Source organism: Candidatus Methylacidiphilales bacterium (assembly GCA_028713655.1).
GTDB lineage: Bacteria > Verrucomicrobiota > Verrucomicrobiia > Methylacidiphilales > JAAUTS01 > JAQTNW01.
The window spans coordinates 1-26296 of record JAQTNW010000045.1; the positions used below are offsets into that span (position 1 = coordinate 1).

23 protein-coding genes are annotated in these 26296 nt (G+C 55.3%); 5 read left to right on the top strand and 18 right to left on the bottom strand.

Annotated elements, in window-relative coordinates:
• On the top strand, positions 1-961 hold a 961-nt coding region (locus PHD76_12780), incomplete at its 5' end, for an AraC family transcriptional regulator (GenBank protein ID MDD5262712.1).
• Positions 962-981: 20 nt separating this feature from the next.
• On the opposite strand, the gene PHD76_12785 is transcribed toward PHD76_12780, so the two are convergent.
• The 4 genes from PHD76_12785 to PHD76_12800 all read right to left on the bottom strand — a co-directional run bounded on the left by PHD76_12785 (position 982) and on the right by PHD76_12800 (position 8439).
• Positions 982-2634, bottom strand: coding sequence for an FGGY-family carbohydrate kinase (locus PHD76_12785; protein ID MDD5262713.1), 1653 nt, complete (start codon positions 2632-2634; stop codon positions 982-984).
• A 12-nt stretch (positions 2635-2646) separates the two neighbouring features.
• On the bottom strand, positions 2647-3966 hold the full coding sequence (gene xylA, locus PHD76_12790) for a xylose isomerase (GenBank protein ID MDD5262714.1): 1320 nt from the start codon (positions 3964-3966) through the stop codon (positions 2647-2649).
• A 42-nt stretch (positions 3967-4008) separates the two neighbouring features.
• The gene (locus PHD76_12795; GenBank protein ID MDD5262715.1) at positions 4009-5166 is read right to left on the bottom strand and encodes a Gfo/Idh/MocA family oxidoreductase; all 1158 of its coding nucleotides are present in this window, start codon (positions 5164-5166) and stop codon (positions 4009-4011) included.
• A gap of 168 nt (positions 5167-5334) precedes the next feature.
• Positions 5335-8439: a hypothetical protein gene (locus PHD76_12800; GenBank protein MDD5262716.1), complete on the bottom strand. Its 3105-nt coding sequence runs from the start codon at positions 8437-8439 to the stop codon at positions 5335-5337.
• Positions 8440-8825: 386 nt separating this feature from the next.
• Between PHD76_12800 and PHD76_12805 the strand changes: the two genes are divergently transcribed.
• The 3 genes from PHD76_12805 (at position 8826) to PHD76_12815 (ending at position 11996) form a co-directional block, all read left to right on the top strand.
• Positions 8826-9560 (top strand): hypothetical protein, encoded by a 735-nt coding sequence (locus PHD76_12805; GenBank protein ID MDD5262717.1) that lies wholly within the window; start codon positions 8826-8828, stop codon positions 9558-9560.
• 293 nt (positions 9561-9853) lie between these two features.
• The gene (locus tag PHD76_12810; protein MDD5262718.1) at positions 9854-11107 is read left to right on the top strand and encodes an L-rhamnose isomerase; all 1254 of its coding nucleotides are present in this window, start codon (positions 9854-9856) and stop codon (positions 11105-11107) included.
• Between the two features lie 4 nt (positions 11108-11111).
• A complete protein-coding gene (locus tag PHD76_12815; GenBank protein MDD5262719.1) occupies positions 11112-11996 on the top strand; it encodes a carbohydrate kinase in 885 nt (294 codons plus the stop codon).
• Here PHD76_12815 and rbsK read toward each other — a convergent pair.
• The 5 genes from rbsK to PHD76_12840 form a co-directional block, all read right to left on the bottom strand.
• On the bottom strand, positions 11983-12882 hold the full coding sequence (gene rbsK / locus PHD76_12820; GenBank protein ID MDD5262720.1) for a ribokinase: 900 nt from the start codon (positions 12880-12882) through the stop codon (positions 11983-11985). The genes PHD76_12815 and rbsK overlap by 14 nt on opposite strands.
• Positions 12879-14294 carry an ADP-ribosylglycohydrolase family protein gene (locus tag PHD76_12825; GenBank protein ID MDD5262721.1) on the bottom strand — a complete coding sequence of 472 codons (1416 nt, stop codon included), beginning with the start codon at positions 14292-14294 and terminating at the stop codon, positions 12879-12881. The genes rbsK and PHD76_12825 overlap by 4 nt, the downstream gene beginning before the upstream one ends.
• A gap of 22 nt (positions 14295-14316) precedes the next feature.
• Positions 14317-15462 carry a DUF2961 domain-containing protein gene (locus PHD76_12830; protein MDD5262722.1) on the bottom strand — a complete coding sequence of 382 codons (1146 nt, stop codon included), beginning with the start codon at positions 15460-15462 and terminating at the stop codon, positions 14317-14319.
• A gap of 558 nt (positions 15463-16020) precedes the next feature.
• On the bottom strand, positions 16021-17811 hold the full coding sequence (locus PHD76_12835; protein ID MDD5262723.1) for a hypothetical protein: 1791 nt from the start codon (positions 17809-17811) through the stop codon (positions 16021-16023).
• Between the two features lie 78 nt (positions 17812-17889).
• Positions 17890-18468 (bottom strand): molybdenum cofactor guanylyltransferase, encoded by a 579-nt coding sequence (locus tag PHD76_12840; GenBank protein ID MDD5262724.1) that lies wholly within the window; start codon positions 18466-18468, stop codon positions 17890-17892.
• Between the two features lie 129 nt (positions 18469-18597).
• Here PHD76_12840 and PHD76_12845 point away from each other — a divergent pair, with 129 nt between their 5' ends.
• A complete protein-coding gene (locus PHD76_12845; protein MDD5262725.1) occupies positions 18598-19188 on the top strand; it encodes a hypothetical protein in 591 nt (196 codons plus the stop codon).
• A gap of 225 nt (positions 19189-19413) precedes the next feature.
• Here the strand turns inward: PHD76_12845 and mog are convergent, their stop codons facing one another.
• From mog to PHD76_12890, 9 genes are all read right to left on the bottom strand, one after another.
• On the bottom strand, positions 19414-19887 hold the full coding sequence (mog, locus tag PHD76_12850; protein MDD5262726.1) for a molybdopterin adenylyltransferase: 474 nt from the start codon (positions 19885-19887) through the stop codon (positions 19414-19416).
• 106 nt (positions 19888-19993) lie between these two features.
• Entirely contained in the window at positions 19994-20440 is a 447-nt protein-coding gene (gene moaC / locus PHD76_12855) for a cyclic pyranopterin monophosphate synthase MoaC (protein ID MDD5262727.1), read from the bottom strand.
• Complete coding sequence (locus tag PHD76_12860) at positions 20437-21639, bottom strand: molybdopterin molybdotransferase MoeA (GenBank protein ID MDD5262728.1); 1203 nt, start codon at positions 21637-21639, stop codon at positions 20437-20439. The genes moaC and PHD76_12860 overlap by 4 nt, the downstream gene beginning before the upstream one ends.
• On the bottom strand, positions 21636-22022 hold the full coding sequence (locus PHD76_12865) for a molybdenum cofactor biosynthesis protein MoaE (protein MDD5262729.1): 387 nt from the start codon (positions 22020-22022) through the stop codon (positions 21636-21638). Before PHD76_12865 ends, PHD76_12860 begins: the two co-directional genes overlap by 4 nt.
• Positions 22023-22401: 379 nt before the next feature.
• A complete protein-coding gene (locus tag PHD76_12870) occupies positions 22402-22644 on the bottom strand; it encodes a MoaD/ThiS family protein (protein ID MDD5262730.1) in 243 nt (80 codons plus the stop codon).
• A 170-nt stretch (positions 22645-22814) separates the two neighbouring features.
• Positions 22815-23792 (bottom strand): GTP 3',8-cyclase MoaA, encoded by a 978-nt coding sequence (moaA, locus tag PHD76_12875; protein ID MDD5262731.1) that lies wholly within the window; start codon positions 23790-23792, stop codon positions 22815-22817.
• Positions 23789-24526 (bottom strand): sulfite exporter TauE/SafE family protein, encoded by a 738-nt coding sequence (locus PHD76_12880; GenBank protein ID MDD5262732.1) that lies wholly within the window; start codon positions 24524-24526, stop codon positions 23789-23791. The genes moaA and PHD76_12880 overlap by 4 nt, the downstream gene beginning before the upstream one ends.
• A 116-nt stretch (positions 24527-24642) precedes the next feature.
• Positions 24643-25041, bottom strand: coding sequence for a LysR family transcriptional regulator (locus PHD76_12885; GenBank protein MDD5262733.1), 399 nt, complete (start codon positions 25039-25041; stop codon positions 24643-24645).
• Positions 25042-25051: 10 nt separating this feature from the next.
• Positions 25052-26296 (bottom strand): MFS transporter (locus tag PHD76_12890; protein MDD5262734.1); only part of this gene is annotated, 1245 nt, incomplete at its 5' end.

Here is a 26296-nt window from a genome sequence, read left to right on the forward strand (position 1 = left end):
GCGCCGGGGTTTCTTCTTGCCCTATGGGAAAAAGTTATCATATTTTGCTGTCGTGCTGCAGGATCTGAAGCTTGATCCCATTTACGACGGATTTCTTTTTCTGGCCGAATCCGTGCACAACCCGCCTTCGTTGAAAAGCCATCATCATGTGGAACTGGAGCTCAATCTGGTTGTGCGCGGGACCATCACCTACATCACGGGCGGTGGGAGGTTCACATTCGGCCCGCGTACGCTCCTGTGGATGTTTCCGGCGCAGGAACATCAGCTCGTGGACCGGAGCAATGACGCCCGGAATTATGTGGCGGTGTTCAAGCCGGGACTGATTGCGAGGTCTTGTCACACGGAACCCTACAAGGGCCTCACGCGAAAAAAGGCGGAGAAGGGGCGGGTCCTGCACACCATTCTGGATCCCGAAAGTTATGATTTGTTGCGTAGGATGATGGATCGGATGATGGAGGGATCGCTCGACTCCGATATCCTCAACCGCGAGGCCGGTTTTGGCGTGGAATCTGATTTTCGTTACCGGCATGGCGACCCGGACGGCCTCAATGCGGGCTTGCGCCATTTGTTGCTGTTTTCATGGCGTCTTCAACAGCAGGGGGGGCTTCATCATCCGGCGGTTTCGCTGCATCCGGCCATATCGAAAGCGATTGAGATTTTGGGCAACGAAGATTGGTCCGGAACGCTTGGAGGCCTTTCCCGCGAATGCGGATTGAGTGAGTCGCATTTCAGCCGGATATTCGCCGCCCAAGTCGGCGTGCCAGTGAATCGTTATAGAAATTCCCTGCGGCTTTCACGCTTTTGGTCGCATTATCGCAAGCCCGAGCAAAGGACCATGACCGAAGCAATGTATAGGGCCGGCTTCGGGAGTTATGCCCAGTTCTACAAGGTTTTCGCCGACGCCTACGGGCGCGGGCCTCGTGCGTGCCTCGGGCGCAAAGAAGAACCGGCAGGAAAGTGATTTTCATAAGGATCCGCAGGTTAAGTGTCGGCCATTATTTTTCGATAGGCGAGAAAATCGGAGTGCATACGATGGAAGACCCGGTATTTCCGCTCGTGGTAATCCGCGACTTTGCCGTGTGACGGTTTGATGATTCGGCCCACGGAATTCATGGAGGCCATTGCTTCGGGCAACGTGTTAAAACGGCCGGAAGCCACCGCGCCGAGTACAGCCGAGCCGAGCAGCACCGCTTCCGGTTCCTTTGAAAGAATCAGATTGCACCCGGTGATGTCGGCATGTTCGCGGAGGAAAACAGGATTTTTGGTTCCGCCACCGCAGATAAATACCGAGGAAATGCCGTAGCCCTTTTTGTTCATTTCTTCAAGGATGTGCCGGGTGCCGTACGCGACGGCTTGGATCGCCGCCAGATATTGCAAGGCCAGATCATCTACCGTGGCGGACAAAGCCAGTCCCGTGACGGTTCCTTTTAATGCCGGGTTGGCTCGCGGCGAGCGGTTTCCGTGAAAGTCAGGTTGAATATGCAAGTCACGGGTCAATTCAGCAGGATGCCGGATGTTTTTAGCTTTCGCCAGAAGCTCCAGCCGTTCGTTGAGCAGCTCGTATATTGTCAGGCCCTTCTTTTCGGCCTCGACTTGAAGCTCCGCCGCAGCGGCATGAGAGTGGATGACATGGTCGATCAGCGCTCCCGTGGCGGACTGCCCGCCCTCGGTCAGCCAGTATCCTGGAATCATGGCAGAAAAATAAGGCCCCCAAATCCCGTGTATAAAACGCGGTTTTTTGGAAACGGTCATGTGGCAGGAGGAAGTTCCTCCAATCAGGGCGAGACGGGTTTCAAAATTCGCCGTTGCGGACTTTTTACCGCCAAGTGAAGCCCCCAGCAGCCCGAGGCCGCCTGCATGGGCGTCGATGATTGAGACCCCGACCGGTGTGCCGGGATTTAATCCCAATTCAGTCGCAGCCTGTTTCGTCAGCCCATGTCCGACAGGCTCTCCCATGGGCCGGATGCGGATGCCGATTCGTTTGAATCCATCCGCCGCCAGGTCGCCCAAGCCGATCTTTTTGAAATAAGACGCGTCCCATCCTTCTCCGTTCAAACCTTTGTGGCCCAGATAAGTCCACTTGCAGACAGTGGTGCAAAGGGAACGGGTATCATCGCCAGTGGCACGATAGGTCAAAAAATCCGGCAGATCCAGGAACCGGGCCGAGCGCTTCCATGTTGCCGGCAGATTTTTCTTCAACCAGAGCAGTTTCGGGGTCTGCATTTCGGGGGAAATGACGCCGCCCACATATTTGAGCGCCGGATGACCCGTGTGATTGATTTTACCGGCTTCGCCGACGGCCCGGTGATCCATCCAGACAATCACATTCTGTTCATCGCGTCCGGTTGGGCTCACGGAAACCTGGCGATCCTGTTCATCAAGCGCGACGAGCGAGCATGTGGCGTCAAAACCGATGCCGGACACTTGATCTGTACGGACACCGGCCTTTTGCATGGCTTCGCGCACGGCCGCGCAGCACGATGACCAGATATCGTCGGATGATTGTTCGACAAAATCCGGACGGGGCTTCCACATTTGGATGGCTCGGCTCGCTGCGGCGAGCATCCTGCCGTCCGACGTGAAAACTCCGGCCCGGGCGCTGCCCGTTCCGACGTCTATGCCCAGAGTCATCATAAGTTATTCGTCCTATGAACCGTGCAGGTGGGTGTTGAGCAGGTTTTCGAAGTATTCCTGCCGTCCGCTTTTTGGAACCGGTTCGCCCAGTTTGCCGAGAACCAATTTTTCCAGTTCCTTGAATCCGACCCGGCGTTTTTCTATGTCCTTGCCGTATCCGGAATCAAAGGTGGCATAGCGCTCCTTGAGCAGTTGCTCAAATTTTCCTTTCGCCAGGATTTGACGTGCGAGCTTGAACGCAAGCGCATACGCATCCATCCCGCCGATGTGCGCATGGAACAAGTCCTCCAGATCAATCGATGGCCGCCGTAGTTTGGCGTCGAAGTTGAATCCACCCGATCCGAGTCCGCCCGCCCGTTGGATTGACATCATCGCCAGGGTCAGTTCCTTTACGTCGGTGTTGAATTGGTCCGTGTCCCAGCCTAACAATAAATCGCCGGAATTGGCGTCAATCGAACCCAGCATTCCCGCCGCCGCCGCAACTTCGATTTCGTGCTGGAACGTATGGCCTGCCAGCGTGGCGTGATTGGTTTCGATGTTGAACTTGAAATGTTTTGCCAGGCCGTATGTCCTGAGGAACGCAATGCCGCCGGCCACATCAAAATCATACTGGTGCTTGGTGGGCTCCTTCGGTTTGGGTTCGATCAGGAACTGTCCCTTGAACCCGATTCGCGCCGCGTAATCGACCGCCATGTGCAGAAACGCGGCGAGATGATCCTGTTCGCGTTTGAGGTTGGTGTTGAGCAATGTCTCATATCCTTCGCGACCGCCCCAGAACACATAATTTTCTCCACCCAACTCCTTGGTGACTTCCAGGGCCATTTTAACCTGTGCGGCGGCATAGGCAAAGACATGTGCGTCCGGATTGGTGGCGGCCCCGCACATGTAGCGCGGGTTGGAAAACAGGTTCGCAGTGCCCCAGAGCGGTTTGATCCCCGTGGCTTTTTGCAACTGCTTTGCATGCGCTACAATTTTGTCCAGATTCCTGTTGGATTCCCGCAGGCTGCGGCCTTCGGGCGCGATGTCCCGGTCGTGAAAACAATAAAATGGCGCCTGGATTTTCCCGAAAAATTCAAACGCCGCCTCCATCCGGGCTTTGGCAACGGACAGGGGATCTTTCCCATTTTCCCAGGGACGCCGGATGCAGCCCGGACCAAACGGGTCGGCTCCAACTCCGCGAAACGAATGCCAATAGGCGATGGAGAATCGCAAATGGTGTTTCAAGGTCTTCCCGTCGATCACCTCGTCGGGATTGTAGTGTTTGAAACTTAGCGCGTTTTGGCTTGAAGGGCCTTCATATTGGATCGCTTTTGTTTTTTTGAAGTAATCCATGGGATGATTTTCAAATGGAAGACTGCGACTTTGCCTTCAGTGTTATTTTGCCAACCGGGTCCATGCGCTGTTCGCCTTGCTTGAAGCGACCACCGCTTCGATGAAGGCCATGCCGCGGATACCGTCTTCGATTTTCGGAAAATCGTTTTCGACTTCCGTCGGTTTGCGCTTTTCTAGCCGCGCGCGGATGGAGCCGGCAAAATTTTTATAAATATTTGCAAACGCTTCAAGGTATCCCTCGGGATGAGCGGGTGGAGTGCGCGTCGCGGCAGTGGCGTTCGCGCCAAGGTAACCGTTTGCGGTGCGATAGACCTGCGCGGGACGGTCGGCCCATTTCACGAGCATCGTGTTGGGTTCCTTTTGGTGCCATTCGATGCCGCCTTTTTCACCATAAACCCGGATGTTGAGATTGTTTTCCTCGCCGATGCTGATTTGCGAGCAATGCAGGACGCCCTTTGCGCCGTTGTCGAAACGCAACAGCACATTCGCGTCGTCATCGAGTAGGCGGCCTTCGACAAAGGAGGTGATGTCGGCGGCGAGTTCCTTGATTTTCAGGACGGTGATGTATTCGGCAAGGTTTTCCGCGTGGGTCCCGATGTCGCCCACACAGCCGCCCACCCCGGCTTTGGCGGGATCGGTGCGCCAGGCAGCCTGCTTTTGGCCGCTTGCTTCAACGCGCGTCGCCAGCCAGCCCTGGGGATACTCAACGACGATCTTGCGGATTTTGCCGAGTTGACCCGCGCGAATGATGTCGCGGGCCTCCTTCACCATCGGATAACCGGTGTAGTTGTGCGTCAGGCCGTAAAGAAGGCCGGTTTTCCTGACCAAGGCTTCGAGCTGTTTTGCTTCATCGAGATTGAAAGTGGCGGGCTTGTCGGACAGCACATGGAACCCGTTTTCCAGCGCCATCTTTGCGGGCGGGAAATGCATGTGGTTGGGTGTCACGATGGCAACGAAGTCCATCCGCAGCTCCGCGGGCAGTTTTTTCTCCTTTAAGATCATTTCCTCAAAGCTGCCGTAGGAACGGTCCGACGGAAGAAACAAGTCTGTGCCGCTTGCTTTTGACTTGGCCGGGTCGGAGGAAAATGCGCCGCAGACCAGTTCGATCTGTCCGTCGATCGACGCCGCAATGCGATGCACTGCGCCGATGAATGCGCCCTGGCCGCCGCCCACCATGCCGTAACGGATTTTTCTGCTCATGTTTGTTGGCGCTTTGCCGGAACTCCGGCGGCAACTTTCAGGTTACAAAAGTAACCTTCAGGCCTTTGCCATGTAAAGGAAAGACTGGCGGTGCCTTATTTGAAGATTATGACAACGACGGTTCGGATCGTGGCAATCCGGGAAAATGGATGGGATTCGTGTCCGGGTTTATTTCTTTGACGCTTTCAGCAATGGCGCGCAGAGAATTCCCATCGGTTTGAATTGATATTCGTAAGACCAGTTGATGCCTTCTGATCGGTAGGAGTCGGGCCCCTTCCATTCAAGGAATGGATCACAATTATGCACTGCAGCAAACGAGTTATAGCGATTGCCGTATGCGGTCAGATCCAACGCATGGATTCCTGGGGTGAGGGAACCGAGGTCGATTTCAAACGGGGGAAACGCCACTTGTCCCAACGGCTTGTTGTCCAGAGCAACGGTGAGCAGGGGATTTTTAAACTGCGGCGCTTGCATTCGGAGCGGGCCTGACATTTTCTTAATCTGGCAGTGGTAGGTCACGTTTCCGGCATAGAACGGCAAGCCTTGTTGTGTCCAATCTCCAAAAGCCAATTGCCGCACTGGCGCAATCAATTCGGCATGGCGTCCGAAGACGCGCACGCCGAAATCCCCGAGCAGATAAATATTTTCAAGATCTGTTTTGCGGTTGAAGGGCAAACTCAAAACCAATTCGTGCGCGCCCGCGTCGAGCCGCGGCAATGCAACGGTTTGGATGGCTTCATCGACCCACCAACCGGTCGCCTGACTGGGAACCGGTTTGCCGTCCAAGATAATTTTCATTTTGGCTGCTTCCTCGAGGGCGAGCAGGGGGGCATCGACCGAGATAGCGCTCTCGATCCTGAATCGTAATTCGACCTGGCCCAGAGTGGGGCTGGGTTCCTTGTCCGCCCAGGGCTGTGGAATGTTGCCGCAGCGATCCGGCAATCCAAACTCCCGCCGGATTAGATTATCCAGCCGCAACATTTCTTCGACTGGCTTCCATGTTCCCTCGTTGATCCGCCATTGTGCTTGATCCAACAACAGGACATTCGGTTCCGAAAGCGTCACGGGAACGGGATCGGTCAATCGGGCGACTTCCTCAAACTTCGCGAAGTCATACGGCTTTCCGCCGGGACTTGAGCCGGGCTCCAATTGCAAAAGCAAACTCCCGCAGCCTGGAAAATTCCAGCGCAGCACAGTCCATCCGTCACGGCTTTCGGCGGCGAGCGTTTCGACGGCTCCGGTCAGCGTATCCAGATGAGTCACCGACCAGTCGCCGCGCACTTTGAGCGTGACTCCCTTACGTTCCTTGACGCGATCCGTGTTGCAGATGAACAAATAGCGGGAATCTTTGTCCTGCCGCGTCTGGCAGAGCAGGGAATCGGATGGTCGTGCGTCATGGAGCCGAGCCTCCAATTCCCGAAAAGGTTCCAGCGCCTGCAAAATGCCGGTTTGCGTATGGTTGGCGTGGCGGCATTGGGCGGCCAATTGGGCTGGCGCCTCCGAAGGCAAGGCATCGACAAGGGAGGGGATTTCTCCGGTGAAAATCACGGCGCCGCCCGCCTTTGCAAAACTTTGCAGCCGTTCCAACGTGCTCGAGCGGATTGTGCGCAATGCCGGGACAATGACGGCATCATAGGCCATCTCCCCGACTTGGAACTTGTCCGTCTGCCGCGCTGCCGATTGGGAGGAGAGAAGTGATTCGCAGATAAAATTGAAATCGAGCAACCCGAAAAGCAGCCACTGGGTCAAATCCGAAAATTGTTTTTCGCGTTCCTTCCGTTCAAGGGAGGTTTGCTCCAGCGGACCGCAACATAGCCAATAGGATTCAATCGGATGAATGACTCCGATCCGGACCAGCGGCTTGCCCCGTGTCAGCGCCGTATTCACCCGGGCAAAATGATCTTCTACCAGCCGATATTGATCGAACCACGGAGATTGATAACCGATGGACGCCGGGTAATCGCGTTTGGCTTCACCGGCCATCGATACCCACGTCAAATGATGGTTGCGAATGGTGACTCCCAGTGCGGCCTGCCAGTCGCCCTGTCCTTTGTGGCCCGTAAAATCAAAATCCCAACCGGTGACGCCGTACAATTCGCTCAACATGCCATCCCGGCCATATTGATGCACCGCGCTCTGCGCCTGCTTCGCGGTGTTGTATTCCCGCGCATCGCACAGCATGTCAATGCCGGGAAGCTGGAAGGCCCTATAGGAGCGCATCGCATCTCCAAGCGCACCGGCCTGGGATTCCAAAGTCTGCTCCGACATCATGTGTCCGGTCAGCGCGATCCCGTGATCTTCGCACCATTTCCCAAGCACATCCGCATAGGCCGTGGCAAACCGTTCACCGACATGGTCGTGATAGCGATAGCGCGCAACCGAAGCCTTGCGTCCAGGCTGTTCCCAGAACAGCTCCGGCAAATGCTTTTCCAATTGCTGGCCATGGGTTTCGGCGAATGTATCCAATAAATCCTCCGTAAACGGAAGAAACAAATCGCGTTGATCCGTTGTGGATTGAAAACAGGTTTTGTGTGGAAACTGCGGTTCGTCCGTGAAGATGGCCCGAATGGTTTTTCCAAAATGATTTCCCACGGCTTTTGCATAGGCTTCGTGGGTTACTTCAATAAACCGCCGTGTGGCCGCGGGATTTAAAGTATCGACATAAGTCTGATGATTAAACCAGGCCACCGGCTTCGCCGTTTCGAGATAGGCATACCAAAGAACTCCGCGCCCCGAACCTTTTTCGCCTTCGCGCAGGAATTTATAATCTGCCAGAACCCCGTCTTTAAGGATTACTTCATAGGTCCCGATCAACCGTCCGTTTCCATTCCGGCTGCCAAAGGCTCCGCTGTTATTGACGGCAGCAGATGCTTCATGACCATAGGGGCTGCAGGTGAAGAGCAGATGTTTTGCCCGGAACTTTTCATCCTTGGTGACAAGCCCGCCTGCAAAACCCGATGGCCATCTATCCTCATCGTAGAGCCAGGCCAACATCCCGTTTGAGGCGGCTTTTTCTGTGCTCGCCTTGACCAGTGACATGTATTCCTCACCCAGATAGGGAGTTACCAATCCCGTGCGAACATGGATGTGGAATCCGCCCATCCCCATCGTCTTGAAATGGTCGATCTGAGGCTCCAGTTGTTTCCAGGAGAGCTTGTTGTTCCAGCACCAGAAAGGCGCGCCGCGATATTCGGAACTTGGAGCGCGAAATAATTCCGTGTCCAATGATTTTGTCCGGTTGTTGCGGGGATAGAGTTTGGTGGGCGTGGTCATATTTTTTCAGCTTAATTATAATTGGATTACCGGCAACGAATCTGCTATGCACCAGTTGCATGGCCTTCGCAAAAACGATCACCCAACGCGATTTGGCCCGTGAAGCGGGCGTTTCACACTCCACCGTTTCCCGCGCCCTCCGGAACGATGTCCATCTCCCGAAAAAGACCTGCCTTCGCATTCAGGACCTCGCCGCAAAGTTGGGGTACAAGGCCAATCCCATCGTTGCCCAGCTGACCCGTGAACTCCGCCGCTCACGGACCGCTACATACCAGGCAACACTGGCGTTAATTCATGACTTCCCGGGCAGAGATTGGAATAAGACAGGCAGTTGGTCTTATATTCTTCCGAGTCTCCGATGCAGAGCAAACGAACTGGGATACGAGGTGGAAGAGTTCGGCCTGCGTCAACTTGGAATATCCGCACGCCGTCTGACGTCTGTTTTGCAAGCCCGCGGGATTCGCGGTGTGTTCGTTGCTCCACTGCCAAAACCAATTGGCCATCTGCCGTTGGATTGGACTCGTTTCAGTGCGCTGACACTGGGGTATCAGATGTCGCAGCCGAAGCTTCATGCCATTGCCAGCGATCACTACTTTGATATCAGGCTGGCGCTCCACCGTTTGACTCGTCTCGGCTATCAAAGGATAGGGTTGGTCTTGGATCATGCAGCCGACTTGTATGCCGGCGGTCAATATTCGGCAAGTTTTTTGGGATTTGAGAGGGAGTATCCACCTCACCATCATGTTCCCATTCTTTGGCTGGAAGGCTGGAACAACACTGTAGTGCAAAAAACGCTCGAAGAATGGTTGGAACGATGCCAACCCGATGCGGTACTCACGATGTCGCCGGAATTTGTCAATATCCTCCGAAATTTTAGGCAGATTCCAGGGGAAGTTGGATTTGCCGCGTTGGATATGCCCAAGGCTGATCCAGGCTGTTCTGGAATATATACTCATCCTCACGAATACATGGCTGCAGCCGTCGATTTTGTTGTTTCGCAATTGTACCTGAATCAGATTGGAGTGCCCAAGATTCCGTTTTTTCTGAGAATCGAGGGAGAATGGATCGATGGCGGCAGCACCCGTAAATGCCATGCGTCTGGGGAAAAGCGGAAAAGCTGAATGGACTAACCCGGATGTTTCACTCACTTCTGAAAACCCCTGCAAAGGGTTCATCCCACATTTCAAAAAGCCGGACAGAAATAGGGGCGCAGCCACATCCGGGTTATTAACAAAACCGCCTGAAATGAGAAATTTTTGAATTGGAAGCGCCGTATTTTGAGGCGGTTTTGCAGTAGCCTGCATAGACCCAGCATGCGTCATTCTGCCGTTGTGCCACAGCGCCAACTGGTCTATCATCAAAATGAGTGTGAAATATGCAGGCTAAAGCGGTTTTTCAAGTAAGCTCAAAATTTATGCCAAATAATTGTTATTCTTCGGCGCGCGAAACCTACGTGCGATTGGATGTGGATACCGAGGCCGTGTTGCACAAGCTTGCGGACATCCCGATTTCGCTCCATTGCTGGCAGGGAGACGATGTCGGCGGTTTTGAAAATACGGGCGCGGAACTGGGCGGCGGACTGGCCGTAACCGGAAATTATCCTGGCAAAGCGCGTTCCATCGATGAGTTAAGGCAGGATTTGACGAAGGCATTTTCGCTGATCCCGTGCAAACACCGGCTGAACCTGCACGCATGTTACGCCGACCTTGGCGGGAAGAAGGTTCCGCGCAATGAATACACCACGGCGCAGTTCCAGAGCTGGATTGATTGGTGTGGGGCATCCGGCATCGGAATGGATTTCAATCCGACCTTCTTTTCGCATCCGCTGGCAGCCGACGGTTTTACCCTGTCGCATGCGGATGCCGGTGTGCGGCGGTTTTGGATCGAGCACGGAATCGCCTGCCGCAAAATCGGCGCGGCCATCGGCAAACAGCTTGGCACTCCATGCGTGACAAATGTGTGGATCCCGGACGGGTTTAAGGACACGCCCGTGGACCGCAAAGCGCCGCGCGAACGGCTTGAGAAATCCCTCGATGCGATGTTTGCCGAAAAGATCGATCCCCGACACAATCTAGATGCGCTCGAAAGCAAGCTCTTCGGCATTGGCAGCGAAAGCTGCGTCATCGGTTCACATGAGTTTTATCTTGGGTACGCCGTCAAAAACAAAAAGCTCATTTGCCTGGATGCCGGCCATTTCCATCCCACGGAAAATCTCGCCGACAAAATTTCCTCCGTGCTGCAGTTTGTGCCGGAGATTTTGCTGCATGTCAGCCGCGGCGTCCGTTGGGACAGCGACCACGTGGTGGTCCTTGACGACCCGCTGAAGGCGATGATGGAGGAATTGGCGCGCGGCGATTTTCTCGGGCGCACCCATATCGGGCTGGATTTTTTTGATGCAAGCATCAACCGCATTGCCGCGTGGGTAATCGGCTCGCGAAGCACCGCCAAGGCGCTGTTGCTGGCGTTGCTCGAACCCCATAAGAAACTGCGGGAGGCTGAAGCCGCCGGAAACTTTACCCAGCGGCTTGCATTATTGGAGGAAATCAAAACCCTGCCTGCGGGCGCGGTCTGGGATGAATATTGCCGCCGCCAGAATGTCCCCGTGGGGATGGACTGGTTTGATGAAGTGCAATCCTACGAACGCAAGATTCAGGCCGCGCGCGCCTGAAAAAATGAATCGTTCCGCTCCCTTGGTGGCCGGAATTGGCGAAGTGCTCTGGGACAAATTTCCGGATGCGGACCGGCTGGGGGGCGCGCCGGCAAACTTTGTTTTCCACGCGGCGCAACTTGGCGCGCAGGCGCGGATTGTATCGCGCATTGGCTGTGATCCAGGCGGCAGCGAGTTGCGCAGGCAGCTTGAGGGCAGGGGTGTTTCCACGGAATATCTTCAGACCGATCCGGTCCAGCCGACAGGCACTGTGTTTGTTAGGCTTCGGGATGGCCAGCCAAACTACACGATCACGGCCCCGGTTGCGTGGGACTTTCTGGAACCGACAGGGGATTTAAAACAACTGGCCTCCGGGCTGGACGCCATTTGCTTTGGCACTCTGGCACAGCGCAATGCCGTCTCGCAGGAAACCATCAGATGGGCCGTTACATCCTGCCCGAAAAACGCCCTGCGGCTGTTCGATGTAAACCTGCGGCAATCCTTTTACACAAACGAAATCATCGAATTTGGATTGTGGCACGCCACAGTGCTCAAGTTGAACGCTGACGAACTGGCTTGCGTGGGGCGTCTCTACGGCTGGGAAGCACACCCGGAAAATATTATAAGCCGGCTGTTTCAGCATTTTCCCTTGGAATGGATTGCGCTGACTCGAGGAGCGGAAGGCTGTGAACTGCACACCCGCGAACAGACGATCCGCTCCGCCGCTGTTCCAGTTAAATGTGTGGATGCCGTTGGCGCAGGCGATGCTTTTTCCGCCATGCTTGCCGTGGGTTTGCTCAGGAAGCTGCCCTTGCAGGAAATCGCAGACCGATGCAATCAAATCGGCGCCTACGTTGCCAGTCAGGCCGGGGCCATGCCGGAATTGCCTGCGGAACTCATTGCATTTTGACTTCTGAACGATACGGCAGGCCGCTTTGAGCGCCATGGCGCGTGACTTTCAAGGCGGAGGCGCTTACCGACCGGCGGACCGCTTCCTCAAGGGAGAGCCCTTCAGCCAGCCCGACTGCGAGCCAGCCGGTGAAGCAGTCGCCTGCCCCCACGGTGTCCACGGGTTTGACGCGCGGCGCGCGGACCAACTTCGAGCCTTTGGCCGTCACGCACAAGGCGCCGCGGGCGCCGAGTGTCACGACAATCTGGCGGCAACCGCGCCGGAGCAGTGCCTGCGCCGCCTTTTCCGGTGAAGACTCGCCGGTAAGTAGCCCGGCTTCGTGCTCATTCGGAACCAGTGTGTGGACGAGCCGGAGTAGCGTGGATGGGAGTCGCCGGGCGGGCGCGGGATTCAACAGGAACGGCACACCGGCCTTGGCAGCAATGGCGGCTGCGCGCGTCACGCTTTCCAGCGGGATTTCGAGTTGTGCAACGACGATGCCGGCACGTGTGATCTTGTTACGAGCGAGGTCCACGTCGGTGGGCGATATTGCATCGTTGGCCGATCTTGCAACCACGATTTGGTTTTGGCGTTCGCGTCCGCCGAGCACGATCAGCGCGATGCCGCTGGATTTGCCGGATTTGGCCCGAAACGCCGACACGTCAATGCCCTCCGCGCGCAGGGCGGCTTTGGCGGCGCGCCCGAAATCGTCCTCGCCATGCGCCCCGATAAAGCTCACGCGCCCGCCCGCCCGTGCCGCCGCGACGGCCTGGTTGGCGCCCTTGCCGCCATGAAACCGGCAAAACTCTCCACCTAACAAGGTTTCGCCCGGCTGCGGCAGACGGGCCGCGGTAATGACGAGGTCGGTGTTGGAACTGCCAATGACGGTGATGCGGGGTGATTTCATGTTGAACCGCGCACCTTTTGCGCAATCTCCACGCTGAGCCTGGCGCATTCACTGATTGCGATGGGATGATAACCGGGAATCAGCGAATAAAGCGTGTCGTTCAGCGGAGCGGTCCATTTTTTGGGAATCCGCGCTGCGCCGAACATCGCGCCCCAGATCGAGCCTGCGGTTGCGCCGTTGCAGTCGGTGTCCCAACCGCCCATGACGGCGATGCCGACGGTTTTTTCAAAATCATCCTGTCCCAGGAGCAAGGCCGCCACGACTAGCGCGGCATTGTTGTTGGTGTGCACCGGATGGTAATGACCGAACCGACTGTAAATTTTGTCGAGCACGGCCTCGAATTCCGCCGCCCGGAACCCATGTTCCCGGCAGATGCCGATGGTCTCCCGCATTTCCTGATAAAGGCGCGAGCGGTGCGGGATTTCGGCAAGTCCGGCTTCGATTACCTGCAGCGGATCCGTCGTTGCGAACCCGGCGGCGATCATGGCGGCGCAAAACATTTCGCCGTAAATGCCGTTTTTCACATGGCTCATGCGGGCGTCGGGCCAGGCGAATTCCGCCGCCAGTTCGGGATTCCCCGGCGCGGCATAGCCCCACGAATCCGCGCGGATCTGCGCGCCGATCCATTCGCGGTAGGGATTGTGATGCGTGGCCACCCAGTTCCAGTCCACATCGTCCTTGAACGGCGGTCTGTAGCGTATGGCGATGTTCCGGTACGCTTGTGTTTCCGCCGTGCAGACCTGCTGGTAACCCAGATATTCCATCCACGCCTCCATCACGTTGCCTGTGGTGAATGCCGCTCCGTGCGCAAGCATCACCTTTTGAGCAAGAACGGTGTAGCGGATATCGTCATCGGTTTCCATGAAGGCGATCTTTTCCCGGGTGGAAAATTCGAAACACACTTTGCCTGTTTGCCCGGAGGCGGGAGACGAGCCGGGAATATAATTTCGAATCGGATATTCGTCGGGCCCAATGGCGGTCAGATAAGTCTTGGTGCGTTCCTTGCTCGAAAGCCCATTGTCAGGGGCCATGAAACATTCAACCGGCTTTCCAAGCGCGCAACCCGTGCAGCGGCCCAGCCAGGTGCCCAGCATCCGGTCTGACAACACGTCATTCCCATAGGCGATGGGCAGCTGGCGCGGGCCGTCCGCCCGTTCGCCACGGATGGTTTCGAGGTCACTGGGTTCGATGAAGGAAAAATCCGGTCGTCTGGGTATATCCTGCAAGGCATACCAGAGAGCTGCGAGTTGCTCGTGCTCCGATTCGGCCGGCGCGGTGATTTGCGCTTTGATATTTTCGACAGCAGCCGGGTCGCGGCCTTCTTCCAGGGACTGTTTGCATTCTTCTTCAAGCAGGATTTTCGCAGAGTCCCAGCCTCCGAGGAACGGAATATGGGGGAAAATTGGTTTCATTTATAATGCTGACGTTAATGCGCTAAATAATTTCCAATTCGTTGCGCGAAGGCAACTTCGGGAATGGCTTGGCTGGGTGAGTTTGGTACCAGTAGGCGACGGAGGCAATATCATCCTGAAGCGGCAGAAAACGTCCGCCGCTCCTCCAGCCGAGCGCCTGGATGGTGACGCGCAAATCCTTCTCAAAACGGATCGGGTCCATGATGTGCCAGCGGTAGAGGCCGAATCGGGTTTGGGATTGATAGACTCCGTCGGGACGGATCACCTGTGGCATGCCGGCATACGGCGTGTTGAATTCCTGGTATTGCCTGGTTGCCTGGTTTTCAAAGTTATACGACCCGCAAAAATAATCCTCGGTGCCGGTCCCGCAGATGGTCGGGAATTCCTTGTCGCCGTCCATGTAGAATTTGATTTCGCCTTCGCCCCACCAGCCGGTGTTGTTGACGCCCCAGCACATATAGGTGCCCACGTAATGGCCCCAGCCTTCGACTCCGTCCAGGATGGTATAAACCTCCTTGTAGGGCAGCGGGTTGACCCTTCGAAATTGAGCGTGGAAGTAGGCGGCGTCCTCCGGTACTTCCTGCAGGGCGTAGTTGATTTGATAGAACAGGGTCATGTCCTCATCGGCGATATTTTCGAAGGTAATGCGACACCGCTTGCGGAACGGCATGGGCCAGTAACAATTGAACGCACTACCCGGATTGACGCAGACAGCCTGGGACACCACCGGCGCAAATTTTCCCCAGCCGCAGGCGAAGAAATCGCCCACCGGGCATTCGATTGCCGGGGTTTCGGAGTCATCCCAATAAACGCGGATGATGGAGTAGCGCCAGTTCCCAGCGGGTGTCATCCAGATTTGTTGGATCACGCCGGGGCCTTCGACATCCATGATTGTTGCACTGGATCGCTTTGGGACGACAATGAGGGGACGCACTTTCCATCCACGTCCAAGTTCACGAACGGCTGCATTATTTTCAAGCCAAACCTGCCCGATTTTTGCGACCTCAGGCTGGGGTGTGGCGGAAACCTCCGCCATTCCACCTTTGCCTTTTTCACCATAGACATTTTCCGGCGAAACAGATCGTGTTTGCGCACGGCTGAGAAAGGGCAGATTTCCGAGTGACTGGGCAAGGCCTGAAAATGAGCTTGGGTTGGAGCTGGGGTTCATTGGAGTGCTTTCTACTTATTTTTTTAATTGTATGTTTGTGAATTGAAAGTTTGACGGGATATCCCGGTTTGGCGAGCATGTTTGTTATAAGTTCCAGCGGTTGTTTTCCAAGGTCGAGAATGACGCGCTTGACCGCCAATTGGCCTTCAATGACAGAAACGCGCAGCGAAGTCTTGTCCAGGGGAACGGGCGCCATGGCCTGTGGCCGTTCAGGCAGAGGCAGCCCGCGCCAATCCCGCCGAGCGGCATGGTGGTCTGGAGAATCGTGCGATGTTCAAATGGAAAGAGGGGAGTATTTGTTTTCATGGGAAATTAGCCTGCATATTTCATGCTCATTTTAATGTTCAACCTGTTAGCACGCTGCCACGACAGAGGAAGGACACGCGCTGCGCCTATGCAGGCTATCGCAAGACCGCCTCAAAATAAGACATTTCGAATCCAAAGAAATTTTCATCCAGGCGGTTTTGTTTTTAACCCGGATGCGAAGGCACTCCTGATTTTGCCCGGCCTTTTGGCCGGACACTTTGCAGGGTTGCAGAAGCGGGTGAAACATCCGGGTTAATTGCTGCGGATCAGTTCGGTGATGGCTTTGTCGTCGTATTGCAGCCGCGACAATTCGTCCAGGACCTTGTTGCGGTTTTCCAACAGCTTGCCCTTGAGTGTGGTATCCTTGCTGGAGGAGTTGCTCTCGGCAATTTTCTGCCAGACATTTACAAAGTCGTAGATCGCGTCCTGTATGTTGGATACGCGGGGGTCCACCTTGAAGTTTAAGGAGTTCAATTTGTCGAGGGCGCCCTGGTATTGTTCCGGGGAATATTTTCTTACGGTGATCATTTGCGGAGAGGCGTCGCGCTCAATATTTTTGTTGAAGATGGCGGGCGTGAAGTAGGAACTGGCTGAAAAAATTTCCCTCAGGGAGCCTTCGAGCGACATTCGTGCGGGAATACGGCCGAGGGACTTCTGAAGCAGGAATCTGGCGGAAAGATGGTTGGGAGTTAGCCCCAGAACCTTGTTTAATTGCTCGCGCGTATCCGGGGCGCTTATGCTGTGTCCCGAGTTGATGCTTTCAGCCAGCTTTTGAAACAGTTCCATGGACTGTTTCAGGGGTTCGCTGCGGTCTTTGCAGGCCAGTTCCTTGGCCTGGTCGATGTCCTTGATGCTGAAAATCTGGATGTTCGTGAGGATGTCGGAAGGCCGCATCACGAGCATGTCTTCGATATCGGGCGCATTGGTGTCCGGAATGGCCACCAGGGTGCATTTTGCGGCTTGTGCGGCGCCGATTTTTTCAGCCACGCCGCCGATTTTCCGGACTTTGCCGTCGGCGGTGATGTCTCCTGTGACGGCGGCTTTTTCGTCCAAGACCGTTCCCTGCAGAAGTGACAGGATCAAGAGGCTGCAGGCTGTCCCGGCAGACCCGCCGTCTTTGGGAGTATATTTGTCCTCGAACCCTAGCGTGGCGGTGAATCCGACGGAACGGTCGGGGATTTTAGCTTCAATCATCCGGACCGCCTCCTGAAGGGAGGTTTTCATTTCATCGCCGACTTCCTGGTTAAAGCTTACTTCCAGGGTTTTGTCCGTATTGACTTTTTGCACGCTCGCAATGAGGTCGTTGACCTGGCCGACCAGGGTTCCCGATGCGGCTTCTGTGATCAACAACGAGGAAATCGAGGATTTGTGCAGGAGGAGGGGTGTTTCGGGTGTGTTAGAGGATGAAATGGGATGGGAAACAATGGTGTTCGATGTGGTTGCGGTGGCGGTGGCGGTGTTCCCGGCGGCGGGAGGTGTGGGCGCCGGCGTATAGCCAATTCTGGACCAGTCGTTGGGCCCGTTGCTTTCGGGCATGGACACAAATTTTGTCACGGCGGGTTCATTCAGAGGATCGGCTTGGGCTATCAGTTCGACCAGGTAATTGGCCAGACGGCTTTCGAATTTTTTTTGGGATTGGGAAAGGGTCGTGGCCAGCGCGAACATTCGTTCGGTTTCGGACTTCAAATTATAGGAGGAAACAGGCTGCGGAGTCACATTGTGGGCCAATTGGAACTGGAGCACCGCGACTTTCTGTTTGTCTTCCGGGTATATCGTGGATGCCAGAGCCAGGGCTTTGCCGGCCCATTCGCGCGAGCCTGCGGGTTTGTTTTCTCCGCCGGGCTGGACCAGGTAAATCGCCAGATTAGTGAGTTGTTTCTGAAGGCCCTCGCGGATTTCCGCGGGAGTCTCCCATTGCTGGCCGCCGGTTGCGGTGTTTGTTATCGTGTCCAGCCCCTGGGCTGAAGCTGCGTGCAATGAGAGGATCAGGGAAAATCCGCACAAGCAGGTCAGGTGGCGCACTATTTGTATCTGCGTGGACATACCCGTAACGCTAACAATAGGCCGTTAAATTGCAAAACATTATGATGGATGGCCTGCGGCAGAATATCAGACCGACCTTTACGAAAGCTTTTTCGGGGCGTCCGGGGGGTGCGGAGTGTTCCAGCTCCGAAAGGCGTCCGCCTGAGCAGGCGGGATTCGGCAGGTTTCCATGAGGCCCGCTTGTTTTGCCCGGCGGATCAGCGATTGAAGCGAGTGGTCGGGCCCTGCAAGGGCATCCTCAACCAAGGACAGAATTTCAATGGGATAAACCGCCGCAGTTCCTTCCCACAAGCCATCGTGTTCAATAACAACTCCTCCCTTGTGCACGAGCATCTGTTTCAGCACAGACGAGGTCATCCAGGGCATATCAACGGCTAAAACCAACAGCCGTGGGGTAACGCAGGCGCGCAGGAGCGCAGCCAATCCTGCCAACGGCCCTTGGTCGGCGTGTTGGTCGTAAATGACTTTATAGGAAGACCCAATATAAGGACCATCCGGGCGTCCGGAAATCAGGAGTTGCGAGGGATTCAGGCTTTCCAGCAAACGGACTTGCCGTTGCCAGAGCATTTCGCCTTCAAATTCCAGCGCGGCCTTGTCGCGTCCCATGCGCGAAGAACGCCCTCCGGCGAGAAGCCCTGCTGTGAAAGAAGTCTGCATTTTTACTCTTAATCTTAATCTTACTCCGGCTCTCGCTCCAACTCTAACTTTATCGCTATCTCAAACTCTTTTCTCGGACTTAAGGAGTGCGAGTTGGAGATTGAGTTGGAGATTGAGTTGGAGATTGAGTTGGAGATTGAGTTGGAGATTGAGTTGGAGATTGAGTTGGAGATTGAGTTGGAGATTGAGTTGGAGATTGAGTTGGAGATTGAGTTAGAGATTGAGTTGGAGATTGAGTTGGAGATTGAGTTGGAGATTGAGTTAGAGATTGAGTTGGAGATTGAGTTGGAGATTGAGTTGGAGATTGAGTTGGAGATTGAGTTAGAGAACAAGTCTGAACCCCGCAGGGCCGGTTTTGAGAATTCCGTCGCTGAGGATGCGGGCTCTCAATCCTCCCTGTCCTTTGAGCATTTCTTCCGCCCCAGGGGTGAAAGCCTGTTCCATCCAATAACAGGGAGAACATTCGGTCATTCCTTCAAAGGAGATGCTCTGGATTTCAAATTTTTTCCCGATCAAGGAATTCAAATCGATGCCGCTCGTAATGACATTACGCCGGAACACAGCCGTGGATTTATCGAAAACATTCAGGCTGTTGCAAAGGGTTTTATAAACCTCCAAAGAAAAAAAAGTGATCTGTCCCTTGTAATTCTCCTTGTGGCCAAAGAAGCGGTCGCCCACAAGGCCCTGGCCCGCCACGCATTCCGCGCTATCGACGGATAGGATTTCATTTGTCCCCTGGGGCTTTTCGTGATGGCCGAAATAATTGTGCCCCGGGGAAATATAAATCGTCTCAATTTTCATATTTTTTTCATCTTACTCCATCTCAGTCTCTTGCTCTTAATCCTAATCTTACTCTATCTCCAACTCTAACTCTATCCTTGGACTCAAAGAGTGTGAGATAGAGATAGAGATAGAGTTGGAGTTAAAGATGGAGGTGGATTAAGATCATGACTCCTCCAGATGTTTCAAACACTCGCGAATGGCCGGCAACAGCAATGGAAGGCATTCCGCCACCGCCTTGGGATTGCCGGGCAGATTGACGATCAGGCTGCGTCCTCGAATTCCGGCGGTTGCCCGCGATAAAATCGATGTGGGAGCGATTGCAAAAGATTGGACCCGCTGAATTTCACCAAACCCGGGCAGTTCCTTTTCCAAAACATCGCGTGTGGCTTCCGGGGTGATGTCGCGCGGAGCGGGACCGGTGCCGCCGGTTGTGAGAATCAGCGGGCAATTTTCGACGTCAGCCAGGTGCCGGAGCTCCTCTGCGAGGAGCTTTCGTTCGTCGGGGAGCAAAACGGAAATAAATTGCGGCAGATCCTTGAAAAAGGGGGCGAGGATTTTTTCAATGGCCGGGCCGCTGAGATCTTCGTAAATGCCCGAGCTGGCGCGGTCGCTCAAAGTAATGCGCGCGATTTTCATGTCTTTTTTCACTCTTACTCTATCTCTCGCTCTAACTCCATCTCCAATTCTTTCCTCAAACTCAAAGAGTTAGAGATCGAGTGAGAGTTGGAGTAAGAGAGTGAATTCACCCTTTCATTTTCTTGATCACTTTTATGCCGCTTATGCGCATTTTTTTATCCACGGCCTTGAGCATGTCGTAAAGAGTCAGGCAGGCGACGGCTACGGCGGTGAGTGCTTCCATTTCGACCCCGGTTTTACCACTCGTGGTGGCGCTGGCGGTTATTTGGATGGATTTTGCCTGCACTTTGAATTCCACGCTGACCTGATGCAGCGGCAAAGGATGGCAGAGGGGGATGAGAGCGGAAGTTTGCTTGGCGGCCTGAATGCCGGCAATCTGGGCGACGGTCAGGACATCGCCTTTGGGCAGCGCTTTCTTTTTCAGGAGCTTGATGGTTTCAGCGCTGCAATGGAGTTCGCCGCAGGCCACAGCCCGGCGGAGTTGGTCCGGTTTGGCGCTGACATCAACCATGTGCGCGTTTCCACTGGCATCGAGGTGGCTTAATTTCTTCATAAAGGTTCGCAAATCATGGTGGCCACTTCGTCGCCCGGCTGAAAGACCTCTTTTCCATGCGGGAAGTGGATGAGGCTGTTCGCTCCACAGAGGCGGCTGGCATCGCCGGAGCTTTTCAAAGCCAGAGGAGAGACGTGTGTCTGTCCATCGCGATAGAATAAATGTCCGGGCCACCAGACATGGCGTAGATCGGAGTTGTGTTTCCAAGCGGAGTTCAGCCGGGTCTGGATGATGGTTGGCTGGGGATCCAAGCCGCTCAAACACAGGAGTAATGGCCGGACAAAAAGCTGCCAGGTAACCCAATGAGAGACCGGATTGCCCGGCAGGACAAACAGGGTTTGCGATTTTTTGCGTGCGACAATGAGGGGTTTTCCAGGACGAAGATCGACGCCGTCGCTGAGAATATGGAAGCCGAGTTGATGAATCAGATGGCGGCCCCAATCGTGGTCGCCCGATCCAGCGCCGCCTGAAATGACGAGAACATGGGAATCCCGTACGGCCCGGCTATTAAAAAAACGCAGGGCGGCGGCGGGAGTATCTCCGACGCGACGTTGGGCTGCAAGTTGATAGGGCGGGTGTTGGAGCAGTGCGGCGATAAGGCTGGAGTTGCTGTCGCGGATTTGGCCGGATCGGGGTTTTGAGGCGGGATCCGCAAGCTCTTTTCCCATGGCCAGATGGGATACGCGGACGCGTTTGTACACGCAGGGTTGCACAATACCTTCCTGTGCCAGGACTGCCAGTTCCGGGGCTTGCAAGCGGGCGCCGCTGCCAAGCAGAACATTGCCGCGTTTGGCGTCTTCACCCCGGCGGCGAATAAAAGTGTTTTTCGGCCAATCAATGACGCGCATTTGTTTGCCAAAAACCGCAACCTGTTCCTGCGGAATGACGGCCAGGCAGTTGCTCGGCAATGTCGAGCCGGTGTAAATCCGCAGGCAGCGGCCGGATTTCAGTTTTGCGGGTGTTTTGACCCCGGCTGGAATTTCACCCAGGATGAGGTAAGAGGCATCCTGTTTGTTGGAAATCGCGTAACCGTCCATGGCTGAACGGTCGAAGGCCGGGCGATCCTGGGCGGCCTTGATCGTTTGGGCCAGAACGCGATGATAGGCCTTGTGAAGGGGGATCTTCTCCTTGGGTAAAGCCTGTTGCGATTGAAGCAGGCGCTGTCTGGCTTCGCCGACGGGAAGGAGGTTCTTCTTCATGGCTGGCTTCCGGTTTTCCAGATGGGAACGTCCTGCTTCAATCGATCCATGAAGGTTTCGACAAAGGCCAGGGCTTCACGCCGGTGGGGAGCGGAGACGCGGATCGCGATTGCGGCTTCGCTCACGGGAATGATGCCCAGGCGGTGGATGATGCGGACTTGCGAGACCGGGTGTTGGAGTTGGATTTCCTTAACCAAGCGTTTGAGTTCTTTTTCTGCCATAGGTTCATAGGCTTCGTACGCGAGGGCTTGGATTTTTTTGTTGTCTTCCAGATCACGCACGTGGCCGGAAAAGAAGACCTGGGCGCCGTCGTTTGAACCGGGTGCCTGCAAACATTTGTCGAGAGCGATGGGCTCACGCGTTAACTGAATGAAGGGCGTCATTGTTTTTGCTCTTACTCCGACTCTATCTCTATCTCAAAGAAAAGAGAGATCGAGTTAGCCTGCATATTTCATACTCATTTCAATGGTCAACCTGTTAGCGCCGGGACGTAACAGCGGAAAGACACGAGCTGGGCATATGCAGGCTCTTGCAAAACCGCCTCAAAATAAGGCAGTTCCAATTCAAAAATCAAAACAAAATACCCATTCAGGCGGTTTTGCTTGTAACCCGGATGTTCCTGCACCCCTGTTCCCGCCATACTTTGGAGCAGGACACTTTGAAGCGGTTTTCTGAAGCGTGTGAAACATCCGGGTTAGAGTGAGAGATGGAGAGTGAGTAAGATTAAGATTAAGAGTAAGATTAAGAATCGGATGCATACAGTTATCCGCCTGAGACCGGGGGGATGAGGGCGACTTCATCCCCGGGATGAATGCGTTCACCCGGAGCAAGATAGCCTTGGTTGCAGGCGATGCGGGCGCTTTTGCGATGGGAGGCCAAGGCGGGAGCGTGCGCGATCAACAGTTCCCACAGCCCGGCTGCGTCAAGCGGCTTGTCGAACGCCAGATCGATTCTATCCGTACCGGCACTATCTTTTAATGTATGAAATAAAAACACGCGGGTCATGGATTATTGCTTCTCATTGTTTTCTAACTCCAACTCCATCTCTTGCCTCCTGGGTTTGGAAAATGAGATAGAGTTGGAGATAGAGTTGGAGATAGAGTTGGAGTTAGAGATGGAGTTAGAGATGGAGTTAGAGATGAAGTTGGATTAAGATTAAGATGGGAGATCATAAATCATCCTCCGATGGCGATCATGGGGCGTTGGGGTTTGTAATGGTCGCGGAAGCTGTGGTCCAGAGGTTTCTGACGGATGGTTTCAGCGAACGCGGCAATCAAATCCTGGTCGGAACCGAGGCGCAAGACGGGCTTCAAATCCATTTCGCCGTGTTGTCCGAGGCAGGGGCGCAGGTTGCCATCGGCGGTCAGGCGAAGCTTGTTGCAGGCGCCGCAGAAATCAAGGTTGGTCAGCGCGCCAATAAAGCCGGTCAGCACGTTGGCTTTTTTCAACCGGTAATAACGGGCGGGGCCGTGGCCGAGGCGCTCGTTTTGAGCGGGAATGAGTTCGTCATGACGTGAAATAAGACGCATAAGCTCGGAGACAGGCAGGAAATTGTTTTCATTCAGAACATCCGCGTCTGACAAGGGCATGAGTTCGATGAAACGGATCGGGATATTCCGTGCTGAGGCGAAATCGAGAAGCAACGGAAGCTGGGATTCGGTGACATCGCGCATCAGGACGCAGTTGAGTTTGATGCGTTCAAATCCGGCGTCGAGCGCGGCGTCAATGCCCTCGATCACATCGGCAAGCCGGCCGCCGGTGATTTTGTGATAAATGTCGGCGTCAAGTGCATCAAGGCTGACATTGATGCTGCGGACCCCGGCTTGACGGAGAGGTCGCGCCAATTCCTTCAGGCGTGTGCCGTTGCTGGAGATGCCCAGGGTTTCGACTCCGGAAAGATTCCAGAGCCTTTCGGCGATTCCCACAATGTCGCCGCGAATAAGCGGTTCGCCGCCGGTGAGCCGGAATTTTCTGAATCCAAGGGCACAGGCCGCTTTCGCCGCCCGGACAATTTCATCGGCACTGAGATGGTCCGGTTTTTGAGCCCAACCTTTATAGCCTTCCGGCATGCAATAGAGGCAGCGTTCGTTGCAACGGTCGGTGACCGAGATGCGGAGGTAATCGATCACCCGTCCGTGTGGATCCGTGTTCATGGAAACAGGAGTTTGGCGGAGGCGATCAAGAGCACCGCGCCGAGGGCGGTGCGAAGCTGCGGGATGCGGGCAAGGCCGCTGCCCCAGCGCGCGCCGAGGAAGCCGCCGCCCACAACACAGGCAGCCAGGAGGGGCCATGCAGGCGGCAGATGCCCGAGCAGAGAAGGGTTTGCGGCCAGGCCGGTCATGGAATTAACAACAATGAACGGCGCGGAAACGGCGGCGGCTGTTTTTGTGCCGCACCAGCGGCACAGGAGCAGCAACGGCGTCAGAAAAATTCCGCCGCCCACTCCTATCAAGCCGGAAATCAGCCCGATGGCCGCGCCCGCGAGGAACATCCACCCCAAAAAAGGCCGGCGTTCCTCCTGGGAGGGAGAGGTTGGAATCAAAAATCGGACTGCCGCGCACACCAGCGCAAAACCGAGGAGGGCTTTGAAAACCGGGGAGGGAAGCTCAAGTCGGGCGCCCAGCCATGCGAAAGGAACCGAGGTAATGATAAAGGGCCAAAAATACAGGCCGCGAAAATGCCCGGCCCGCGCAAATGCGAACATGGACATTCCCGCCACCAGAAGGTTAAGCGTCAGGGCTGTGGGGCGCATGACGACGGGGGCCATGCCTGCGAAAGCCATGACGGCGAGATATCCCGAAGCCCCGCCGTGGCCGACGCTGCCATAAAGCATCGCGACCAGGAAAAAGCAGCACGCCAGCAAAATGGTTTCATGAATTCCAATCATAATGTGAAATGTAGTATATATATGGCCGGATATAACGGAAATCTAAAAATTAAAAAAAACGGAAAAAGATCATTTTAGGCCTTTCAGAGAGACCCCATCCATAAGGTCGGGAAGCTTCACCACAGATGGCGTTTTATTTTTCCAGCGTCAGCCTTGAGGCTTTTATCCGCCTGGGATTCCATTTTACGGTAAAGGGCGAGGATTTTCCGCCCCGAGGCGGTCAACTGCGCTCCGCCTCCCTTTTTGCCCCCGCGCGCCAGTTCGATCACGGGTTTTGAAAAGCTCCGGTTGAGGGAGCGGACCAACAGCCATGCTTTCATGTACGACATGCCCATTTCCTTCGCGGCCAGGCTGAGTTTGCGATGTTTGGCAATCTGCTCCATCACCATCACCCGGCCCGGCCCCAAGGCGCAATGACCGCCGGAAAAAACCATGATCCGGTTGTAAATTGAAAACGCTTTGCCGGAACCGGCTTTGGCCTTCTTGGGTTTTGGATTCCTGGGATATGGCTTCACTGTTAAAAATTCAGCAATGAGATGGAGAATTTCTCCGGTGATAATACCATCCGTTAACCCCCATGCACAGCAACGCAAAGAAGGCCATTGCAGTATAAGCCCAGGCCGGGGAACCAAAATGATCCATCGTCCATCCCAGCAGCAACGGCGGCACAAACCCGCCGAGCGCACCCACGCAACTGACGATGCCAATGGCGGCCGCGGCTTCGTTCGGAAGTACATTTGGAATCATTTTGAATACGCTGCCGTTGCCCAGTCCCGCCGCTGCGCAAATGACCAGAATGACGGTGAAGAATCCGGTGAAAGCTTCGGGCTGCAAAAATCCCGACAGACTGAATCCGCCCAGCGCCATCGTCCCAATTGCGAGGGAGGTGATGCGTCCGGCGCCGAACTTGTCCGCGCACCATCCGCCGATGGGCCGCATGATCGTGGCGATGGCGGCGGCCCACGGCGCGAAGAGCAGCGGCTTGGGGGCGCCGCCGGGCGCGTTCACAAAGACTTCCTTGATGATCAACGGAAGAGAAGCCCCCATTGCCACGAAGCAACCGAAGGTCAGAAAATAAAGCCCCGAAAGCAACCAGGTGTGCAGCCTCTTTCCGGCCACGAGCTGGGAGGACAGGGTTCTGGGCGCCATTGGAAAATCCCGGGTCCCGAACCAGATGGCCGCAGAGCAGACAAGGATGAGCGGTATCCAGACAAAGGCGGCGTTTTCCAGGTGGAGATGGCGCGCGGGCGCCGCCACAGGGCCGGTGGCGTCTGTTGAGCCTAACAAAGAAAAGCCGATCACCAGAGGGACGGTGAACTGGGCGATGGTAACGCCGAGATTGCCAAGGCCATTGATGCCGAGGGCGGTGCCTTGGGCCTGTTTTGGAAACCAAAGGTTCACAACTCCCATGGAGGTGGCGAAGTTGGCCCCGGCGATGCCGGTCAACGCCGCGCACAGCAACAGCACCCAAAACGGGGTTGCCGGGTTCATCACAGCAAAGCCGGTGGCCAGGCACGGCAACAGCAGTAAAAGCGTAACCAGGGTGTAGCTTCGGCGGCTTCCCATCGTGGAAACAATCAGGCTGTAGGGAATCCTCAAAAATGAACCGAGAAGAACCGGCGTGGAAGTGAGCCAAAATAGCTGCTGGCGCGACAGCCTGAAGCCAGCCTCGTTCAGGCGTATAGGAATAGCCGACCACATGAACCAGACGGAAAACGCCAGGGCCAGGCTCACGGCGCTGATTCCCAGCGTACGCCAGGCCAACGCGGC

What these genes read in the sequence shown, in the direction of transcription:
- PHD76_12825 (MDD5262721.1), bottom strand. Translation starts at nt 14,294, where the DNA reads ATGAAACCAATTTTCCCCCATATTCCGTTCCTCGGAGGCTGGGACTCT.
- PHD76_12795 (MDD5262715.1), bottom strand. Translation starts at nt 5,166, where the DNA reads ATGAGCAGAAAAATCCGTTACGGCATGGTGGGCGGCGGCCAGGGCGCA.
- PHD76_12800 (MDD5262716.1), bottom strand. Translation starts at nt 8,439, where the DNA reads ATGACCACGCCCACCAAACTCTATCCCCGCAACAACCGGACAAAATCA.
- xylA (MDD5262714.1), bottom strand. Translation starts at nt 3,966, where the DNA reads ATGGATTACTTCAAAAAAACAAAAGCGATCCAATATGAAGGCCCTTCA.
- PHD76_12830 (MDD5262722.1), bottom strand. Translation starts at nt 15,462, where the DNA reads ATGAACCCCAGCTCCAACCCAAGCTCATTTTCAGGCCTTGCCCAGTCA.
- moaC (MDD5262727.1), bottom strand. Translation starts at nt 20,440, where the DNA reads ATGAAGAAATTAAGCCACCTCGATGCCAGTGGAAACGCGCACATGGTT.
- PHD76_12865 (MDD5262729.1), bottom strand. Translation starts at nt 22,022, where the DNA reads ATGACGCCCTTCATTCAGTTAACGCGTGAGCCCATCGCTCTCGACAAA.
- PHD76_12840 (MDD5262724.1), bottom strand. Translation starts at nt 18,468, where the DNA reads ATGCAGACTTCTTTCACAGCAGGGCTTCTCGCCGGAGGGCGTTCTTCG.
- PHD76_12810 (MDD5262718.1), top strand. Translation starts at nt 9,854, where the DNA reads ATGCCAAATAATTGTTATTCTTCGGCGCGCGAAACCTACGTGCGATTG.
- PHD76_12815 (MDD5262719.1), top strand. Translation starts at nt 11,112, where the DNA reads ATGAATCGTTCCGCTCCCTTGGTGGCCGGAATTGGCGAAGTGCTCTGG.
- PHD76_12835 (MDD5262723.1), bottom strand. Translation starts at nt 17,811, where the DNA reads ATGTCCACGCAGATACAAATAGTGCGCCACCTGACCTGCTTGTGCGGA.
- PHD76_12860 (MDD5262728.1), bottom strand. Translation starts at nt 21,639, where the DNA reads ATGAAGAAGAACCTCCTTCCCGTCGGCGAAGCCAGACAGCGCCTGCTT.
- rbsK (MDD5262720.1), bottom strand. Translation starts at nt 12,882, where the DNA reads ATGAAATCACCCCGCATCACCGTCATTGGCAGTTCCAACACCGACCTC.
- moaA (MDD5262731.1), bottom strand. Translation starts at nt 23,792, where the DNA reads ATGAACACGGATCCACACGGACGGGTGATCGATTACCTCCGCATCTCG.
- PHD76_12870 (MDD5262730.1), bottom strand. Translation starts at nt 22,644, where the DNA reads ATGACCCGCGTGTTTTTATTTCATACATTAAAAGATAGTGCCGGTACG.
- PHD76_12880 (MDD5262732.1), bottom strand. Translation starts at nt 24,526, where the DNA reads ATGATTGGAATTCATGAAACCATTTTGCTGGCGTGCTGCTTTTTCCTG.
- mog (MDD5262726.1), bottom strand. Translation starts at nt 19,887, where the DNA reads ATGAAAATCGCGCGCATTACTTTGAGCGACCGCGCCAGCTCGGGCATT.
- PHD76_12785 (MDD5262713.1), bottom strand. Translation starts at nt 2,634, where the DNA reads ATGATGACTCTGGGCATAGACGTCGGAACGGGCAGCGCCCGGGCCGGA.